Origin of the sequence: Mesorhizobium sp. Root695 (assembly GCF_001428185.1) — a bacterium.
In the GTDB taxonomy this organism is placed as follows: domain Bacteria; phylum Pseudomonadota; class Alphaproteobacteria; order Rhizobiales; family Rhizobiaceae; genus Mesorhizobium.
The window spans coordinates 75,476-92,948 of the sequence record NZ_LMHO01000006.1 but is presented as its reverse complement, the minus strand read 5'-3'; the positions used below and the strand labels follow the sequence as shown (position 1 = coordinate 92,948).

At 61.6% G+C, this 17,473-nt stretch carries 13 protein-coding genes and 1 pseudogene; 6 read left to right on the top strand and 8 right to left on the bottom strand.

Annotated features, from left to right (window positions below):
* Positions 1-69 precede the first annotated feature (69 nt).
* Positions 70-1,284: a M24 family metallopeptidase gene (locus ASD99_RS08175; protein ID WP_057143336.1), complete on the bottom strand. Its 1,215-nt coding sequence runs from the start codon at positions 1,282-1,284 to the stop codon at positions 70-72.
* 367 nt (positions 1,285-1,651) lie between these two features.
* A complete protein-coding gene (locus tag ASD99_RS08170) occupies positions 1,652-2,653 on the bottom strand; it encodes a GlxA family transcriptional regulator (RefSeq protein WP_057143257.1) in 1,002 nt (333 codons plus the stop codon).
* A 121-nt stretch (positions 2,654-2,774) separates the two neighbouring features.
* On the opposite strand from ASD99_RS08170, the gene ASD99_RS08165 reads away from it, so the two are divergent.
* The 6 genes from ASD99_RS08165 to ASD99_RS08140 all read left to right on the top strand — a co-directional run bounded on the left by ASD99_RS08165 (position 2,775) and on the right by ASD99_RS08140 (position 10,692).
* Positions 2,775-4,028: a sarcosine oxidase subunit beta family protein gene (locus tag ASD99_RS08165; RefSeq protein WP_057143256.1), complete on the top strand. Its 1,254-nt coding sequence runs from the start codon at positions 2,775-2,777 to the stop codon at positions 4,026-4,028.
* 12 nt (positions 4,029-4,040) lie between these two features.
* The gene (locus ASD99_RS08160; protein WP_057143255.1) at positions 4,041-4,343 is read left to right on the top strand and encodes a sarcosine oxidase subunit delta; all 303 of its coding nucleotides are present in this window, start codon (positions 4,041-4,043) and stop codon (positions 4,341-4,343) included.
* The gene (locus ASD99_RS08155) at positions 4,340-7,339 is read left to right on the top strand and encodes a sarcosine oxidase subunit alpha (protein WP_057143254.1); all 3,000 of its coding nucleotides are present in this window, start codon (positions 4,340-4,342) and stop codon (positions 7,337-7,339) included. Before ASD99_RS08160 ends, ASD99_RS08155 begins: the two co-directional genes overlap by 4 nt.
* Before the next feature lie 10 nt (positions 7,340-7,349).
* Complete coding sequence (locus ASD99_RS08150) at positions 7,350-7,910, top strand: sarcosine oxidase subunit gamma (RefSeq protein ID WP_057143253.1); 561 nt, start codon at positions 7,350-7,352, stop codon at positions 7,908-7,910.
* 17 nt (positions 7,911-7,927) lie between these two features.
* Positions 7,928-9,202, top strand: a complete 1,275-nt coding sequence (gene glyA / locus ASD99_RS08145) for a serine hydroxymethyltransferase (RefSeq protein WP_057143252.1) — start codon at positions 7,928-7,930, stop codon at positions 9,200-9,202.
* Positions 9,203-9,306: 104 nt separating this feature from the next.
* A complete protein-coding gene (locus ASD99_RS08140; protein ID WP_057143251.1) occupies positions 9,307-10,692 on the top strand; it encodes an L-serine ammonia-lyase in 1,386 nt (461 codons plus the stop codon).
* 182 nt (positions 10,693-10,874) lie between these two features.
* On the opposite strand, the pseudogene ASD99_RS34600 reads toward ASD99_RS08140, so the two are convergent.
* From ASD99_RS34600 to ASD99_RS08110, 6 genes and pseudogenes are all read right to left on the bottom strand, one after another.
* Positions 10,875-10,996, bottom strand: a pseudogene (locus ASD99_RS34600) (Crp/Fnr family transcriptional regulator); the annotation flags it as partial.
* A 264-nt stretch (positions 10,997-11,260) separates the two neighbouring features.
* Positions 11,261-13,408 (bottom strand): type IV secretory system conjugative DNA transfer family protein, encoded by a 2,148-nt coding sequence (locus ASD99_RS08130; protein WP_082583187.1) that lies wholly within the window; start codon positions 13,406-13,408, stop codon positions 11,261-11,263.
* Positions 13,409-13,420: 12 nt separating this feature from the next.
* Positions 13,421-14,446 carry a P-type DNA transfer ATPase VirB11 gene (virB11, locus tag ASD99_RS08125; protein WP_057143248.1) on the bottom strand — a complete coding sequence of 342 codons (1,026 nt, stop codon included), beginning with the start codon at positions 14,444-14,446 and terminating at the stop codon, positions 13,421-13,423.
* Positions 14,443-15,906 (bottom strand): type IV secretion system protein VirB10, encoded by a 1,464-nt coding sequence (gene virB10, locus ASD99_RS08120; RefSeq protein WP_057143247.1) that lies wholly within the window; start codon positions 15,904-15,906, stop codon positions 14,443-14,445. The genes virB11 and virB10 overlap by 4 nt, the downstream gene beginning before the upstream one ends.
* Complete coding sequence (locus ASD99_RS08115; protein WP_057143246.1) at positions 15,906-16,703, bottom strand: TrbG/VirB9 family P-type conjugative transfer protein; 798 nt, start codon at positions 16,701-16,703, stop codon at positions 15,906-15,908. Before ASD99_RS08115 ends, virB10 begins: the two co-directional genes overlap by 1 nt.
* A complete protein-coding gene (locus tag ASD99_RS08110) occupies positions 16,700-17,419 on the bottom strand; it encodes a virB8 family protein (RefSeq protein ID WP_057143245.1) in 720 nt (239 codons plus the stop codon). Before ASD99_RS08110 ends, ASD99_RS08115 begins: the two co-directional genes overlap by 4 nt.
* Positions 17,420-17,473: the final 54 nt, after the last annotated feature.

Here is a 17,473-nt window from a genome sequence, read left to right as displayed (position 1 = left end):
GCACTCCAAACAAACGCAAGCGAGCCTCCCTTTCCAGGAAGGCCCGCCAGGATTAACGATCGTCGGCGGTCATGCTTTGACGATGTTGTGCTCCGGACCAAACGGGAATTTGGTGATGTTTTCCGCGCCGTCTTCGGTCATCACCAGAATGTCGTGCTCGCGATAGCCACCGGCACCTGGCAGCCCTTCCGGGATCGTCAGCATCGGTTCCATGGAGACCACCATGCCTGGTTGCAGCACAGTGTTGATGTCTTCGCGCAGTTCCACCCCAGCTTCGCGCCCATAATAGTGCGACAGCACGCCGAAAGAGTGCCCGTAACCGAACGAACGATAGCCGAGAAGATTGTGACTCCGGTAGATTTCGTTCAATTCTGTCGCGACGTCGCCGCAACGTGCGCCTGGCTTCAGGAGCGCCAGCCCGCGACGGTGGACGTCGCAGTTAATCTCCCAGATGCGCAGGTGCTCGTCGCTTGCATGGTCGAGGAACAAAGTGCGCTCGAGGGCGGTGTAGTAGCCCGAAATCATCGGGAAGCAATTGAGCGACAGAATGTCGCCCTTCTGAATCTTGCGCGACGTGACCGGGTTGTGGGCGCCGTCGGTGTTGATGCCTGACTGGAACCAGACCCAGGTGTCCATCAGTTCGGCATGCGGAAAGGTCTTGGCGATGTGCCGGACCATGGACTGTGTGCCGGTCAGCGCGACTTCATACTCGGGTACGTTCTCGCGGATGGCGTCGCGAATGGCTTCGCCGCCGATATCGGCGGTGCGCGCGCCTTCCTTGATCAGGACGATCTCCTCGGCCGATTTGATCGTACGCAGCCACATGGTCGGTGCGCCGATGTCGACGAACTCGACGGTCGGGAAAGCGTCTTGCAGGAGCTTCTTGAACTCTAGGTTGACGTGATCGAACTCGATGCCGATACGCTTCACGCCCGGCAGCGTCTGCTGCAGAGCGTAGAAGTAGTTGTCGCGCTGCCAGTCGGTGTAGGTGATGTTGTCGCCGAAGGTTCGGCGCCATGGCTGGCCGGCATCGATGCCGGCCGAAACTGACACCGCCTTCTCCGGCGTGACCACGAAAGCATAGCGGCGGCCGAAATAGCAGAACATGAAATCGGAGAAATAGCAGATATTGTGGTAGGAGGTCAGAACCGCAGCGTCGAGCTTCAGCTCGGCCAGAATACTGCGCAGCCCATCCTGACGACGTGTCATTTCGGCGGCGCTGAAGGTCGCGACAGCCTTCTCGCCATTATGCATTGTCTGCAGACGCAGCAATTCGTTGGGCATGCCCTTGGCGTAGACGTTCATTCTTTCCTCCGCGTTCAAATCGGGTTTCAGGTTGGAAGCGGACTATAAAAATTCATCCCGGCCCCTGGAAATGAGAAGTCGATATCCGGTGATTAGTGTTGCTAATCGCCGATCCTCTCCCGGATAACGGCATGCAGGCTCAGGCGGGGCGGGGCGGGGCGGGGCGGGAGAGGAGTTCGCGCTGGACCACCGCCGTCAACTGCCTGCAAGGCGCTTACTGTCTTGAACTCAAGGCGCGAAAAGCACGACGAACTCGAACAACTCAATCTTGTTCAGGCGCCAACGTCTGGATCACATGGTGCGTCGAGGCGAGCCGTATCCTCCCGAGGGGAATAGCACGCTTCTCTTACGCGCTGGTTCTGAACGCCGCAGGTGTCACGCCGCGGCGTTCGCGGAAGGCCCGGATGAAGTGGGACGAATCGCAGAATCCAGTCGAATTTGCGATTTCCGTTACCGAATACCGCGAGTTTCTGAGCAGGAACTCGGCATATTCGAGACGCATGATCTTGTAGGCCAATGTAGGCGGCATTCCGACCGTGCGCTGGAAGTGACGCTCGATCTGGCGCCGGTTGGCGCCAAGCCGTCGGGCGAGTTCATCGACCGAGACTGGCGTGTCTATGGTCTGCTGCATCAGGAGCAAAGCTCTTTTCACCATAGGGTCGTCGGTGTGCAGGTCGAGTGGGATTCCGGGTTGCGGCGTTTCGGCCCGCTCGGCCTCGTCGATGATCATGATGTGCAGGCTCTTGCGCGCCTGTGCACGCCCGACATGCTTGTCCACCAGATAGGCGGCGAGATGCGCCGAACTGGCGCCGCCCGAACAGGTCAGCCTGTCACGGTCGACGACGAAGATCTGGTCGGAGACCGGCTTCAGCCCGTCGAACTGTTCCAGGAAATCGTCGTGATGGAACCAGCTGACGCAGCATTTGTAGCCGTCCATCAGCCCGGCGCGGTGCAGCGCGAAGGCACCGGTGCAGACGCCGACCAGCGGCACGCCGGCGCCGACCGCCCGGTGCAGGAACCGCACATAGTCCGGATGCAGGTTTTCGATCTCGTCGATCAGTCCGCCGACAACCACGACATAATCAAAACGGGCCGGGTCGCCCAGGCGCTCCTCTGGCTGGACCGCGATGCCCGAACTGGAGACGATTGGGTTCATCGTGGCGGAAAGCACGCGCCAGCCGCACAGGATCGGCCGGCTGCGGTCGCCCTCGTCGGCGGAGAGGCGGAGCACATCGACGAAATTGGCGAAGGCGCAAAGCGTGAAGCGCCTCGCAAGAATGAAGCCGACTGAAAGGCGCCTCGAGCCACCACGCTTTGGCGCAAGTCTCGATTTCGTTCGTACATCCATCGTTTTCGATCCAGCTCGAGCGATCCGCCTGTCGCACTGGTAATACTACTCTGACGCAACTGTTCTGTTCAAGACTGGGCGTTGGGTGAATAGTCGCGACATGTTGAACCCGGGGTAAGTCATGACCCGCTTTTCGTTTTCCGCGCTGTTGCGCAACGCCGCGACCGGCAACAAGAACTGGCAGCCGCAGTGGCCAGACGCCGAGCCGAAGGCCGAGTACGATGTCGTCATCGTCGGCGCCGGTGGCCATGGGTTGGGCGCGGCCTACTATCTCGCCAAGGAACATGGGATTACAAATGTCGCAATCATCGACAAGGGCTGGCTCGGCGGCGGCAACACGGGCCGCAACACCACCATCATCCGCTCCAACTACCTCTACGACGAGAGCGCCAGGCTCTACGACCACGCGCTCGGCCTGTGGGAAGGGCTGAGCCAGGAACTGAACTACAACGTCATGTTCTCGCAGCGCGGTGTGATGATGCTCGCGCATTCGGTGCATGATGTGCAGAGCTTCAAACGGCATATTCATTCCAACCGTCTGAATGGCGTCGACAATGAATGGCTGACGCCGGATCAGGCCAAGGCCTATTGCCCGCCACTCAACATCGCCAGCGACGCCCGCTATCCTGTGATGGGCGCGGCGCTGCAGCGGCGCGGCGGCGTCGCCCGCCACGATGCCGTGGCCTGGGGCTACGCCCGTGGCGCGGCCGCGCGTGGCGTCGACATCATTCAGAATTGCCCAGTGACGGCGATACGCCGCGACGCGTCGGGCAAAGTCATCGGCGTCGACACACCGCGTGGCTTCATCAAGGCCAAGAAGGTGGCGGTGTCGGCCGCCGGCCATACCTCCGTGGTCATGGACACCGCCGGTGTGCGCCTGCCGTTGGAGAGTTTTCCGCTGCAGGCGCTGGTTTCGGAGCCGGTCAAGCCGATCTTCCCGTGCGTCGTGATGTCGAACACGGTGCATGCCTATATGAGCCAGTCCGACAAGGGCGAACTGGTCATCGGCTCAGGCACCGACCAGTATGTCTCCTACAGCCAGCGAGGCGGCCTGCCGCTGATCGAACACACGGTCGCGGCAATCTGCGAGGTGTTTCCGATCTTCACGCGCATGCGCATGCTGCGCAAGTGGGCGGGCATCGTCGACGTCACGCCGGACCGTTCGCCGATCATCGGCAAGACGCCGGTGCCTGGGCTCTACGTCAATTGTGGCTGGGGTACTGGTGGATTCAAGGCGACTCCCGGCGCAGCTCATATCTTCGCCCACACCATCGCCCGCGATGAACCGCACTCGATCAACGCGCCTTATACGCTCGAACGCTTCACCACCGGCCGGCTGATCGACGAAGCCGCCGCCGCCGCCGTCGCGCACTGAGGGAGAAGAAAGATGCTTCTTATCCGCTGCCCCTATTGTCAGACCGAGCGGCCGGAGGTCGAGTTCGTCTATGCCGGTGAAGCACATGTCGGCCGCCCGGTTGATCCCGCCGCACTGACCGACGACGAATGGAAGAATTTCTTGTTCATCCGTTCGAATGCGCGCGGCACGCATTTCGAGCGCTGGCGTCACATGCATGGCTGCGGCCGCTTTTTCAATGCCGTGCGCGACACGATCAGCGACCAGTTCGCCATGACCTACAAGGCCGGCCAGCCGCGCCCGACCGAAATCGAGATCAAGGAAGCGCGTTCATGAACAGCCATCGCGTATCCGGAAAAGGCCGCGTCGACCACAATCGGCCGGTCCGCTTCACCTTCAATGGCGAGATCTTCGAGGGCCGCCAGGGCGACACGCTCGCCTCTGCGCTGCTTGCCAATGGCGTACATCTCATCGGCCGCTCGTTCAAGTATCACCGTCCGCGCGGCTTTCTTTCGGCCGGCTCGGAAGAGCCGAACGCGCTGGTCGGCGTCAATCGCGGCGTCGGCCGCGCCGAGCCCAACACCCGCGCCACGGTGCTCGAAATCTTCGATGGGCTGGACACGGTCAGCCAGAATCATTGGCCCTCGTTGAAGCACGATGTCGGCGCCATCAACGATCCGCTTTACATGCTGTTTTCGGCGGGCTTCTACTACAAAACCTTCATGTGGCCGAAGTCCTTCTGGAACAAGGTCTACGAGCCGTTCATCCGGGGTGCCGCCGGTCTCGGCAAGTCGCCCTCGGCTCCCGATCCCGACACCTATGCCAGCCGCTACGCCCATTGCGACGTGCTGGTGGTCGGTTCCGGGCCGGCCGGTTTCGCCGCGGCCCTCGAATCCGGCAAAAGCGGCGCCAAGGTTATCCTTGTCGATGAGAATCCGGAATTTGGCGGCGCGCTGCTCAGTGAGCCAGAGGCGCGGATTAACGGCGTGCCGGCCTGGGATTGGCTGAAGCAGACCAACGCCGCGCTTGCCGCAATGAAGAACGTCACGTTGCTCAGCCGTACCACGGCGATTGGCTACTACCATCAGAACTTCGTCGGCTTGTGCCAGCGCCTGACCGATCATCTTTCCGAACTGCCGGAGGGCGCGCCGCGCGAGCGGCTGTGGAAGGTGCGGGCAAAGCAGGTCGTGCTCGCGCAAGGGTCGATCGAAAAGCCGCTGGTGTTCGAGGGCAACGACAGGCCGGGTGTGATGCTGGCTGGCTCGGCCCGCACCTATCTCAACCGTTACGGCGTCAAGGTCGGCAACCGGCCGGTGGTCGTCACCTCGCACGACTCGGCTTGGCTCGCCGCTTTCGATATGGCCCAGGCCGGCGCAAACGTTGCGGCAATTGTGGACGTCCGCGCCCGGGTTCCGGACTACTTCATCAAGCGCGCCAGGGCTTTGGGCATCGAAACGCTATGTGGCTGGACCATAAGCGGCACCAAGGGCCGGCATCGCGTCACCTCCGTGCGGGTCAATCCGGTCAGCGCCGGTGGCCATGTCGGCCCAGCCCGGACGATCGCCTGCGACGCACTGCTGATGTCGGGCGGCTGGACGCCGAGCGTGCACTTGTTCTCGCACACCAAGGGCAAGCTCGACTGGTACGAGGAACGACAGATGTTCCTGCCGGGCGCGCGCACTGAAGACAGCCGGTGCGCCGGCGCTGGCAACGGCAAATTCGGTCTGGAAGAGTCTTTGATGGAAGGCGCTTCGGCGGGAGCCGCCGCGGCCATCGATGCCGGCTTCAGCGCCATCGCCGGTTCCTACGCGGTGGAAGGCGAGGTTGTCTGCACTGGTGCCAGCAACCGCGAACTGCCGTCGGACAAGAACGCGTCCTGGGCCAAGGCCTTTGTTGACTTCCAGAACGATGTGACCGCCAAGGACATTCGCCTTGCCGTCCGCGAGGGGTTCAAGTCGATCGAGCACATAAAGCGCTACACCACCACCGGCATGGCGACCGACCAGGGCAAGACGTCGAATATGAACGGCCTCTCTATCGCGTCGGACGCGGTTAAGCGACCATCGCCGTCGGTCGGGCTGACCACGTTCCGCCCGCCCTACACGCCGACCACCTTCGGCGCTTTCGCCGGTTATAATCGCGGCGACCTGTTCGAGGTGACGCGCAAGACGGCGATCGACAGCTGGGCTGAGGAGAACGGCGCGGCCTACGAGCCGGTGTCGCTGTGGCGGCGCGCCTGGTATTTCCCCAAGCAGGGCGAGGATATGCACCAGGCCGTGGCGCGGGAATGCCGGGCGACGCGCCAGTCGCTCGGCATGTTCGACGCTTCGACGCTCGGCAAGATCGAAATCGTCGGTCCGGATGCGGCCGAGTTTATGAACCGCATGTATACCAACGCCTGGGCCAAGCTGGCGCCGGGACGGCTGCGCTATGGCCTGCTGCTCGGCGAGGACGGCTTCATCCGCGACGACGGCGTCATCGGCCGGCTTTCGACGGACCGCTTCCATGTCACCACCACGACGGGGGGCGCGGCGCGCGTGCTCAACATGATGGAGGACTATCTCCAGACCGAATGGCCCGAGCTGAAGGTGTGGCTGACCTCGACGACAGAGCAGTGGGCGGTTATTGCGCTGAACGGTCCGAACGCCCGCAAGCTGCTTGAGCCGCTGGTCGAAGGCATCGACCTCGCCAATGTGGCGTTCCCTCATATGTCGGTCGCCGAGGGAAAGATCTGCGGGGTGCCGACCAGGCTGTTCCGCGTCTCCTTCACCGGCGAACTCGGCTTCGAGGTCAACGTGCCGGCGCGGTACGGCCGCGCCGTCTGGGAAGCGCTTTACGACGCCGGCCGCAAATATGGCATCACACCCTATGGTACGGAGACCATGCACGTGCTGCGCGCCGAGAAGGGCTACATCATCGTCGGCCAGGACACCGACGGTACGGTGACGCCAGACGATGCGAGCCTTGCCTGGGCCATCGGCAAGACAAAGCCGGACTTCGTCGGAAAGCGCTCGCTGACCCGGCCGGATATGCTCAAGACCGACCGCAAGCAGCTGGTCGGGCTGCTGACGAGCGATCCTAAGACTGTACTGGAGGAGGGAGCTCAGATCGTCCTCGACCCAAGGCAGCCGGTGCCGATGAAAATGGTCGGTCATGTCACCTCGTCCTACTGGAGCGAAACGCTCGGCCGCTCGATCGCACTCGCCATCGTCGAAGGCGGGCGAGCGAAGGAAGGCCAGACCATTCACGTCCCGATGCCGGATAGGACCCATGCCGCCAAGATCGTCGGCATGGTGTTCGTCGATCCGGAAAACAAGCGCCTGAACGCCTAGGAGAACCATCATGCTGCAGGAACGCCACCCACTGATGGGGCAGCGGATCTCACTTGCCGAGCGATCCTCCCTTACTATCCACGACGCCGAGGATTCTTCGCGCTTCAATCTCCGCATCGCGCCGGAAAACCTGGGAGCGGCCTCGAAAGCCTTTGGCTGCGTACTGCCGGCGACGATCGGCGCGACCGCGACTTCTTGTGGCAGGCTGGCCCTTTGCCTTGGTCCGGACGAATGGCAGCTCTACGCACCTGTCGACGAAAGCCGCGCCATCGAAACCACCTTCGCCGCGCTCTATACCAGCTGCCCGCACAGCCTGGTCGATGTCGGCCATCGCGAGATCGGCATCGCCGTCGAAGGTGCTGACGCAGTGCTGGCCCTGCGATCGGCCTGCGCTTTCGACTTCGACACCATGCCTTCGGGCACCGGAACGCGCACCATTTTCGACAAGGCGCAGATCATCTTGATCCGCCACCACGAAAACCGTTTCCGCATCGAGGTCTGGCGCTCTTTCGCCGATCACGTCTGGGGACTGCTGCGGGCGGCCAGCCGCGAAATCGCGCTCGGCATCTGAGAATAAAGGACAAGAAAATGACGCTGCACCGGACACAGATGAACGCAACGCTCGGCGATGCCGAAATCTCTGCTTCCATTGGCCGCGAGCTGGATCGACAGACGAGCCAGATCGAACTGATTGCGTCTGAAAACATTGTCTCCAACGACGTGCTTCTGGCGCAAGGATCGGTGCTGACCAACAAATATGCCGAGGGTTATCCGGGCCGCCGCTACTATGGCGGCTGCGAATTCGTTGACGAGGTCGAGACGATCGCCATTGACCGCGCCAAAACGCTGTTCGGCGCCGGCTTCGCCAACGTCCAGCCGCATTCGGGCGCGCAGGCCAACCAGGCGGTGTTCCTGGCGCTTCTGCAGCCCGGCGATGGCATCATGGGCATGTCTCTGGCTCATGGCGGGCATCTGACCCACGGCTCGCCAGTGACGATGTCGGGCAAATGGTTCGACGTCGTCAGCTACGAGGTGCGCCAGTCAGACCAGCAGATTGATTATGATCTCCTCAGGCAGAAGGCGCTCGACACCCAGCCAAAGTTGATCATCGCTGGAGCCTCGGCCTATCCACGCGCCATCGATTTTGGGGCTTTCCGCAGAATCGCAGACGAGGTCGGCGCCTATTTGATGGTCGACATGGCCCATTATGCCGGGTTGATTGCCGCCGGTCTCTATCCCGATCCGCTGCCGCACGCCCATGTGGTCACCACCACGACACACAAGACGCTGCGTGGCCCGCGCGGCGGCATGATCCTGACCAATGACGAGACGCTGGCGAAGAAGTTCAATTCGGCGGTGTTTCCGGGCAATCAAGGCGGCCCGCTGATGCACGTCATCGCCGCCAAGGCAGTCGCTTTCGGCGAGGCGTTACGGCCCGACTTCAGGACCTACGCCGGACAGGTGGTCGCCAACGCCCGGGCGCTGTGTGAGACGCTGATTTCGGGTGGTCTCGACATCGTCTCGGGCGGGACCGACTGCCACATGGTACTGGTTGACTTGAGGCCGAAGGGCGTCAAGGGCCGCGATGCCGAGCAGGCACTGGAGCGCGCCGGACTGACCTGCAACAAGAACTCAATCCCCTTCGATCCGGAAAAGCCGGCGGTCACGTCAGGCGTGCGGCTCGGCACCTCGGCCGGCACGACACGCGGCTTCGGCGAAAGAGAATTCCGCCGCGTCGGCGAACTGATACTGACTGTCATCGAGGCGCTGGCTGAGGTCGGGCCGGAAGGCGATCGCGCTGTCGAGGAGAAGGTTTTGGCGGAGGTTCGCGATCTCTGCAGTCGCTTCCCGATCTATCGGTAGCGTGCCGGCTCGGCGGCCCGTTCCCATGATTTTTCCCATGTCGCCCAAAGGGGCAGGGCGGTAGTGCTTGACCGCATCCAACTGCAGCCAGTCGGAATGTTCAGATGTTCCTTAGCCTATTCGACATCTTCAAGATCGGCATCGGTCCATCGTCTTCGCACACAATGGGGCCAATGACGGCGGCAGTGCGGTTCCTGCAGATGCTGCGTGATCACGGCGAGGACGTTCAGGCCGCAAGCCTGCGAGTAACGCTTTATGGATCATTGGCCTTCACGGGCAAGGGCCATGCGACGGACCGAGCAGTGGCGCTCGGACTTCTCGGCTATACGCCAGCCGATCTCGACGTCGATGCAGCCGAACAGCGCTTGCTCGGGCTCCGCCAGACCAGAACGCTGCGAGCCCTCGGTTTGCCGCCGCTGGCTTTCGATCCAGGCACCGACGTGGTCTTCGACTACGGTCCGTCTCTGCCCGGTCACGCCAACGGCCTGACATTCGAAGCGTTCGATGCCGGCTCCAAAGTCTGCCTGGCTGAGACCTTCTATTCGATTGGCGGTGGGTTCGTCGTCTCGGCTTCACAGCGTGAGGCCCCAGAAGCGGCAACAGGCGGCAAGGCGGGAGCCTGGCCTTATCCATTCGACACCGCCGCTTCAATGCTGCGCATGGCCAAGGAAAACGGCAAGTCGATCGCGACGATGAAACTGGCGAACGAGTTGGCTGCACGACAGCCGCAGGCATTCGAGCAGGGTATCGCGCGGATCTGGGCGACGATGAGCGGCTGCATCGACCGTGGGCTTGCGCTCGACGGCGAACTGCCGGGCGGTCTTCGCGTCAAGCGGCGCGCCAGGAAAATCTTTCAGCAACTTGAGCAGGAACGCGGCTCAAACCGAGCCCAGCCGCATTTCGCCTCCGATTGGCTCAGTGTCTATGCCATGGCGGTCAATGAGGAGAATGCGGCAGGCGGCAAAGTGGTCACCGCGCCGACCAATGGCGCCGCCGGGGTCGTGCCAGCGGTGCTGCGTTACTATCTCGACCACTGTGTCGGCGCCGACTCTGCGCGCATTTCGGAGTTTCTGCTCACCGCCGCCGCCATCGGCGGGCTGATCAAGCACAACGCCTCGATCTCGGGCGCGGAAGCCGGCTGCCAGGGCGAGGTCGGCTCTGCCGCAGCTATGGCCGCTGCGGGGCTCTGCGGGGTTCTCGGTGGCACACCGGACCAGGTGGAGAACGCAGCCGAAATCGCGCTCGAACACCACCTCGGCATGACTTGCGATCCGGTCGCAGGGCTTGTCCAGGTGCCTTGTATCGAACGCAACGGCATCGGTGCCACCAAGGCGGTGGCGGCCGCTTCGCTCGCGCTGCGCGGAGACGGCTCGCACTTCATGCCACTCGACAATTGCATCGAGGCGATGCGCCAGACCGGCGCGGAGATGAGCGTGAAATTCAAGGAAACAAGCCTCGGCGGCCTCGCCGTCAACCTGCCGGAATGCTGAGCAACGCTCCCAAGGATAGGCAGGCGCACCTAAGCCCCGCGCGGTCGGTGGTCGCCACCATGAGCGGTGGGCGCCAAAGTGAAGTCGGCGTCGTCGGGCACGATGACAGGCGTTGCCGTTATTCTCGGTCAAGACAGATCTCCCAATGAAACCTATATCCAGGTTCGCAGTTAATGGCTGGTCGCCAGAAATTCATGCGTCAGGTAGATCTTGTTTCCAGCGGCGCGGTCTGGACCATCAGTAACCAGCGGGCCAACCGCTCCTCGATTTTCGAATGGCCGTTGACCAGTGCGGTCCGGGATGTCGTGAACGAGCCCCCGATATTCAAGCCTTTGGAGGGCGATGGTAACGCCAGGGCGCCGGGCACCAAGCAAGAATGCTTCCCCTTTGCGAACTCACGGACTGGGAACTTGGCTATCTCATTGGGTGAAGCGCGGTCGATGCGGGATTTGCGCTTGAACTCGATTGAGACCTCGGCTCTGCCCCAAACGCGCAGTAATGTCCTCCGCCGTCATGACGAACAAGGTCACGGTAGCCAATGACCTCTCCGCCGCATCGGAATGCTATCCTACCCATCGACTACCTCAGGTAAAGTATCTTCGACGATGCTGAGATTTCGATCGAAAGTCTCGGTGTCGGATGCGTTGGCGCGCAGAGAACGCACCTTGTTCAGGATGGACGCAACCGCCGCTTCTTTGTCGGGCGCTATGCGTGTTGTCACCGCTTTGGCCGCCAAAGCGGCAAAATCTATGGCGGCATAAGCTGGTACGGTAGCGTCTGTTGCTTTCAGCCGTTCTTTTACGATAGCGCGCCGGCCCGGGGGCGGAGCTGTACGGCCAGCTTTTGCTGCGAATGTCGCGCCGCGCCGCAGGCGCGTCTGCAAGAGGCCCGAACGATACGCAGGTGCTGTCGGCACAATGGTCGGGAGCGCCGGGGATGGTCCCGCCGCGGAAGCGTCCAATGCAGGGCTTTTCGTGCGCGAAGCCTCGACAGAGGCGGGGAGGGGCATGAACGCGCGTTTGGCGAGCTGGCCGTCGGCGAAATAGAAATTGCGCGTGCCGAGGATTGGCAGTTCGCCGCGCGGCAATATGATGACCTTGTTTTTGTCGAGCGTACGGATTTCATCCGGCCGCATCAGGGGCCGCCGCACTTGCTTGCGGTGCTCCGAGCGCGTGTAATAAGTGTCGAACAACGTTGACTTGGTGCGCGTCACGTCCTTTTGCACGTCCGACGTTTCTCCTAGCTGCTCGGAAACGTAGCGCAGATCGTCCGCGTCCTGCGCGCCGAAAAAGATCTGCACGCGAGCGGCGTTGATAAGCGTCTTGCGCCCCTCCTGGCGATAGATCTCGTCCACAGCCTTCAGCGACTGCACGAAAAACCACATGGAAACGCCGTTGCCGCCGAGCACGCTCGCCATTTCGGTCACGTTCTCGAGCTTGCCAAGGTTCTGGAACTCGTCGAGCAGCACAAGCACCGGATGCTCGTCCGGACGCGGCATGGTTTCCGACATGAAGTTCATCATCTGCGTGATCAGGACGTTGAACAACGGTCCAAGCGACGTGATCTGCTCGCGCCGTACGTCGAGATAAAGGGAGATCCGCTCGCGCTTGAGTTTGCGAATATCGAACGTGCTGCGCGAGGTAGCTCGCATCAGGCGCTCGTTGAGAAAGGGAGCCATGCCGGTCCGCACGCCGGCGTAGATTCCGGAAAACTGCCGCTCAGACATTTCGAAATATGGCAGCAGGGTTTGCAGCGTAAAATGCGAACATTCGCGGCGGCGCTCCTCGCGTAGAGAGCCGATGAACTCCAGGAGCGGCTGCTCGGCACCGTTCATAATCTCGAGGATTGTGGAGAAGGTCTTCTTCTCGTTCGGAATCGCAGGCGATTCCATGACGAAGGACGCGATGCCGGTAAAAAGGAGGCGGGCATCGTTGACCCAGTAGGGATCCGCGTTCGAAGGGGGGCGCGGAAACAATGCCGCAGCGATGTTGCGAAGGTCGATGTCGCGCTGTGCTGAGTCCAGCGAAATGAAGTCCATCGGATTGTAGCATGCGGTATTGCCGTCCGGATCAGCCGGCGCGAAACGCACCACGCGGCTCATGGTCGAACGGTAACCAGCAGCCGCCGCATAGGTCTCGCCCCGCAGGTCGAGAACCACGAGCGAATGCGGCCAGGTCAAGGCGTTCGGGATGATGAGAGACGTGCCCTTACCGGAGCGCGGCGGCCCTATGACGAAGCCCCCGATATCATCGCCATCAATCCACAATTTCTTGCCACCAATCAGCTTGCGCTGGGTCAGATGAATCTTGCCGGAGCGCTGATCGCGGCCGGGCGACAAAATCTCGGCAAGCTTGCCGCCGGCTCGACCGACGAAGACGCCGCCCACTTTCGTAAGGCCGGTTTTCGATACGTCGCTCGTGGTCATGAAGCGAGAGTCATTGCGCTTTCTCGGACGCATGAGAAACAAGCTGACCAGTGGCAAGAGAAACCCAAAAAATCCCGCCGCAATGGCGTATTGCACCCTGTCAAAATTTCTCGCAGTCACGTCAGCCCAGGCCATACGAACAACCGGCAAGGGATTAGCGTTCAGCTGGTCAAACAGGACGTGGGAGCCAGTCCGGTACCAATCTGTCGCGACATAGGCGACCATGAAGAGCAGGGCGCCCATGGCCATCGCCATGAGCACCATAAAAATTGCTGTTGCGATTTTCTGCATGGATGGGCCTCGCTAGATTGTCTCCGCCTTGGTGAACTTGATCTCGCTGATGCCGCGCCGTCCGCCTTCACTGCGGACCATCTGGACGACCACCGGAATGACCTCGCGCAGATAGTCGAGGATTTCTCTCCGTGAGAGCCCCGTACTGCCCTGCATGACCATGAGCGCCAGCCGCTCGTAGGCGGACCGAGCGGAATTGGCATGAACGGTCGTGAGCGAACCAGGATGGCCGGTGTTGATCGCCTGCAGAAACGCGAACGTTTCAGCGCCGCGTAACTCGCCTAACAACAGACGGTCGGGTCGCATGCGAAGCGAGGCTTCGAGAAGCTGTTGCGCGGAGACTTTGGCAAGGCCCTGGTCGCCCTTCGAGGCTATCAGCGTGACGTTGTTGGGAGCCGGCAGCCTCAGTTCGCGGGTGTCTTCGATCGTGATGATCCGTTCACGGGGCGGGATTTCCTTCAAGAGTGCGTTCAAGAACGTCGTCTTGCCGGTCGACGTACCGCCTGAAACGACGATCGAGACGCGGTTGCGCACCGCATACTGGAGGAACTCCATCGGCGAGGTGTCCTGCAACATTTCGACAAGTCGCTTTTCTTCGGTTGAAAGCGCCAGGCCGCTACCCATCGCCGTGTTCTCGAATGCGCCAAGATCTTTGTAGGCATCAAGGCTCATATCCATGATGACCTGTTTGCGGATTGAGATCGCCCCGCCTTCGGGAGCCGCCGGCGGCAAGATGCATTGGATGCGCTCGCCTGAGGGTAGTGCTGCCGACAGGACCGGTTTTTCTTCGTTGATGACCTGATTTGTCGCCGAGGCGACACCCGTCGAGATGTTGCGGATCCAGCCGGGCGTGACTTCGCGCTTGACGACGTGCTCCATTTCCTTGGCGCCGAGGCGTTCGATGAACAATTCACCTGGCCTGTTGATCGCAATCTCGGAAACCGAGTCTTCGTTCAAATAGGACCATATTGGCTCCAGATGCGCGCGCAGGACCGGAGCTCTTGCCCAAGGGTCGGGGAGGGGATGCAGGGCGTTCATTTCACCGGACTCCCATAGCCGCGATAAAAATGATCCTTTGGCGTCGCGTAAAGAGGCGTCGGATCGATCGCGGCCTTCGGCCGCCCACCTGCCCTCATTCGTGCAACTTCTTCCTGAACCGGATCGGCGTACAAATCCGAGAAATCGAGATCTCGCCGCACCAGCACGACGATGGACGTGCCCTGGTCGACGTAGACTGTCGGGCCAATGTTCTGCGTGTCGCGAAACGCCTCTTGCGCGAGTTGCTGCAAAGCGGTCGATGACTTGTCGAACGCGATACCGCGGGCGTCGCGCTGCGATCCATTGCCACCGTACGTTACGGTTGTGGTCTCACCGGTCACGGGATCGGTCGTCGACACCTGACGCTGTTGTCCATCCTGGCTGCTGTCGCCAAGCGAAGACAGATATTCAGAAACGCCGCCAACGACGGAGAGCATGATGGCGTTGCCGTACCGTTCAACCCAGTGCGTATCGACACGGCCGCCCATGCCGCCTCGGCCGAGCGCATCTGCACCAGACGACTTTATATCGACGGAAATACCGTCCGAGCGAATGACCCTGTTCCAGACGATGAAAACACGCTTTTGACCGCGCGCAAGCCCCGAGCGGTATTCTCCGGTCAAGCGCGAGCCTTTTGGAATGAGGACCCGCCTGCCGTCCAGCGAAAAGACATCCTCACGCACGACAGCGCGCACTGCGCCGGGAAGGTCGGTGTTAACAGCGGTTTCCAAATAGCCGCGAAGGATCGTTCCTTCAGGGATCAACGCATCGGTGCGTCGGAATATTTTGGCTTTAACGATCCCGGAAGAACTTGCCTCGGACTGAGCCAGGAATGCCTTGTTGGGATCACTGTCGGCGCCGGGGACCGGGACGATCTGACCGTCGGGGGCGATTTCGACCTGTGCCGCCTGGGCGCCGGCGTCCGTCGAGCCGGTTTCACCATTCGTCACCATCTGGTTCGATCGCAGGCGTTCCCAAACTGCTTTTTCGTGCTCTGCGGCCTCAGCCTTGCGGCGAGCCTCTTCGTCAGCCTCGGCCTTGCGGCGCGCGTCTTCCGCCTCGGCCTTGCGGCGAGCTTCCTCGGCCGCCATTTGCGCCTCCAGCGCACGCCGCTGCGCATCGAGATCCGCGCCCTCCTGCACGGTCTGATCGACATTATCGGCTTGTTGCGTGCCCTTCTGGTCGTCAGCCGGTGGCGGCACCACGATCTGGTCGATCGTGCCGTCGGCAGGTTGTGGCGGCTTGTTCAACGCCGGCGGGCGGAACTCGGGCGGGTTGAAGTTTTCCTCGCCATCGCTGCGAAGATCGCGCGATACCGGCTCCCGAGGCCAGTTCAGCCATATCAGCGCGCCCACCAGCACCACGCCGAGGCCGACCAGGGCGATTTTGGTACCCACACCCGCACCGCGGCGCGCGACTGTCGGGCTGCCGTCCAGTTGGTTATAATCGATCTGCGTCATCACCGCCCTCCGCTGGACCCGAACAGGGTGGAACCACCTGTCAGTTTCGTTGGACCGTAGACCTGCTCGACTGGATCGATAGCGTTGGGTCGAGCCCGGTTGTAAAGGCAGAGTGTCTTGCCATCGGCTCGCAAGGTGAATTGCCGTGCAACCTTGTCGATGACGGTGTATTTGCCCTGCGTGCGAACGTTGACCAGCGACTCATGGCGCTTGTCGTCGACCACGAAAATCGCCGGAATGTCACCCTTGAACTCCAGAAACACCTTGGTGCCGTCGTCGAATACGGTGCGCGGCTTCAAGCTGTCATCGCCTTTGTACGCATAGTCGTAATTGAGATCGGCATAGTTCAGGTCCTTCAAATCCGGATCGGCGGCGCTCTCCTTGGCCTGCGAGAGCAGGCGCGCGTTGATATCCTCGTCCGGGTATTTGAACCGGACCTGGAAGGATGCCCGGTCGCGGCTATTGTCAGTTGCCTGCAGCAGCAGGGAATAGACGCGCCGGTTGGTGACCACGTTGACGTTGGTCCAAGCATCGCGCTCCAGCGGCTTGACAAACAGAAATCGCGATCCGCGTTTGGGGATGATCGACCAGCCCTTCGTGTCGCCGGCGGAAACGGTCTCGATGACTTCGGTCGGACTGAGTTCGACCATCGTCGAAATACCGAGAGCGGCGCGCACCGACGTCACGTCGTCATTGTTGAAGGTGACATATCGGATGCGGCCATCGCGCGCCGCCGCGCTATGGGTCGCGCAGAAGAGAAGGGCGGCACACAGCGCCAGCTTCACGCGCCGTCTCATTGCAGGCTCCCCGCGGCCGGCGCCGATTCCTGGTCGCGGCGGTAATCCGTAACCTGAAATCCCAACGGGTTGTCGAAACGCCATTCGTTCTTGAGCGGTGTTGAGGTGTAGCGAAATTTTATCACCGCCACCCAATTATCGGCGGTGGATGAATTGTCCCGCCGCGTCGTCGTGGCAAAGCGCACCGAGGCCGTGTTGCGATTGAGCAGGGAAACCGACTTGATCTCGACCGCGACAGTGACATTGCGGCCATAGATCTTGTCCAGCGATTGCGGATTTGCAGGCGTGAAAAGCCAAGTCAGATCCTTGGACGCTGCGTCGGTGGAGTAGAGCTGCGCCAGGTCGTAATTCTGTTTCAGCTCACGCGAATCGTAGGTTTCGCGCGCACGAATGTAGCGCACCAGATTTGCCGCCGTGACGGCCTCGTTCTGCGACAAATCTCCAGGCTTCAGCGCGCGCATGATCTCGAGGTAGCCCGTCGATTTGTCGACCTCGACAACGTACGGTTCGAACTGCCGGAGCGGCAGGATCAGCACGAGCGCCAGCAGCGAAAGTACCGCCACCAGTCCGGAAACGCCGCTGACGATCCAGGCCAATGTACGCGATCGCCGCATTGACCTGTGCGTGTCGTCTTCCCAGGTGGCGCCCGCCCTGTAATAGCGTCTGTCGACGAGCTCGCTGCCGCTGTTAGCAGGTGTTTCCGATGGAGTTGACACTTACTATTGCCTCTTTTTGCGTGACGCATCCTGATCCAGGGCCGCGATCGATGA